At 66.6% G+C, this 1,776-nt stretch carries 2 protein-coding genes; both read left to right on the top strand.

What is annotated here, in order from left to right; all coding sequences use genetic code 11:
- Positions 1–525 (top strand): cupin domain-containing protein (locus WCE35_RS12875; RefSeq protein ID WP_424593729.1); only part of this gene is annotated, 525 nt, incomplete at its 5' end.
- A 200-nt stretch (positions 526–725) separates the two neighbouring features.
- Positions 726–1,646, top strand: a complete 921-nt coding sequence (locus tag WCE35_RS12870; protein ID WP_424593728.1) for a DMT family transporter — start codon at positions 726–728, stop codon at positions 1,644–1,646.
- The last annotated feature ends 130 nt before the right edge of the window (positions 1,647–1,776 follow it).

Below are 1,776 nucleotides of genomic sequence, written 5' to 3'. Positions count from 1 at the left end.
CCAACGCGCCGGCGCGAAGCGCCGCCCGATGACGGGCTCCGCGCGATGTGCGGCGCTGGCATTGCCGGCGGATTGCGCTACGCTAAGCCGCCAGGGCCGATCGAGTTTGGTTCCTGTTCCGCAGGAGCCGCCATGAACAAGCCTGTGCCCGTCAACCCGCCCGAACTTCGCTCGACCATCGTCGCCGCCTCGTCGATGCCCTGGCAGCGGACGGACTTCGACGGCATCGAGATGAAGATCCTGTACAGGGACGACGATGGGCGCTCGACCATTCTGTTCAAAATGGCGCCCGGCGCGGTCGTGCCGTTGCACGAGCATACCGCGCTCGAGCAGACCTTCATGCTCGAAGGATCGCTGGAAGACGCGGAAGGAAGCTGTGGCGCGGGCGACTTCGTGTGGCGGCCGGGCGGCAACGTCCATGTCGCGCATGCGCCCCGCGGCGCGACGTTCATCTCCGTGTTCAACCGTCCGAACCGCTTTTTCGATGGAACGAAATTTTTTACCGCCGCGGAGGAAGGCAGGTAGCCTGTAGGATGGGTTGAGCACTTTGCGAAACCCATCATCTTCGCAAAACCGCAAATGATGGGTATCGCTTCGCTCCACCCATCCTACCCATCCTGCGTGCTTGCCATCAGGTGATGGCGATCCTGGCGCGGCCGGTGCGCTCGCCAGCCCTGCATGCCCGTGGGTTGAGCTGCCGTGCGGGCGGGTGTTAAGCGTTCGCGATGAACGAGCCGACCAGCGGCGCCGATATATTGTCCCGAAAATCCGATGCGAAAGCGGCCCTGCTCGGGGTCGCGTGCGGCCTTGGCGCGGCGTTGTTCTGGGCGCTCGGCTTCGTGGCGACGCGGCACGGGCTGAAGGCAGGCTTCACGCCGGCGGACCTGCTGATGCACCGCTTCCTGTGGTCGGGCCTTGCGTTCCTGCCGGTCGTCGTTCGCGCCGGGCTCGGCAATCTCTGCGGCATCGGATGGGGCCGCGGACTGGCGCTGATGGTGCTGGGCGGACCCGTGATGTCGCTCATCAGCTATACCGGCTTCCTGTTGGTGCCGCTCGGGCATGGCAGCGTCATCCAGCCTTCCTGCGCCACCCTTGGCGGCCTGTTCCTCGCCGCCGTTCTGCTGAAGGAGCGGATTTCGTTGTCGCGGGCTTTGGGGGCGGTCGTCATCGTCGGCGGCCTTGCGGTGATCGGGGCCGAGTCGATCGGCCATATCGGGCAGAGCGGCGTGCAGGGCGACCTGATCTTCGTGCTGACCGGATTCATGTTCGCGGGTTTTGGCGCGCTGCTGCGCTATTGGCGTGTCTCCGCCTTCTCCGCGGCCACCGTCATCAGCGTGCTGTCGCTTGTGCTGCTGCCGATCTATGCGGCCTCCGGCGGGTTCGGCCGCCTGGCGGCGATCGGCCTGGCCGAGAATGCGCTGCAGGCGCTGGGGCAGGGCATCCTCGCCGGCCCCGCGGCGCTCTACCTGTTCGCGCGCTCGGTAGGACTTGTCGGCGTCGCCCGCGCCGCGGTCGTGCCGGCGATCGTGCCGGCGCTGACCGTGCTGGCCGGATGGCTCCTGATCGGTGAGCCGCCGACCGTGCTGCAGGCGGCGGGGCTGGTCACGGTGCTGACGGGGTTCTATCTGGCGCAAAGGCAGCGGTAGCTCTCTGGACATTCGTGGAGCTGGTTGCCGTGACAATGCTTGTCCACACCTCCGCGATCTCGCGGCGTCAAGCGTCCGAGTTTTGTAAATCCGGTTACCCTCCCGAAGAGAGGAGGGCGCAGGGAAAGCC

Source organism: Bradyrhizobium sp. (genome assembly GCF_049691595.1).
Taxonomy (GTDB): domain Bacteria; phylum Pseudomonadota; class Alphaproteobacteria; order Rhizobiales; family Xanthobacteraceae; genus Bradyrhizobium.
The sequence above is the reverse complement of the archived record's forward strand: the minus strand, read 5'-3'. Positions and strand labels throughout refer to the sequence as shown.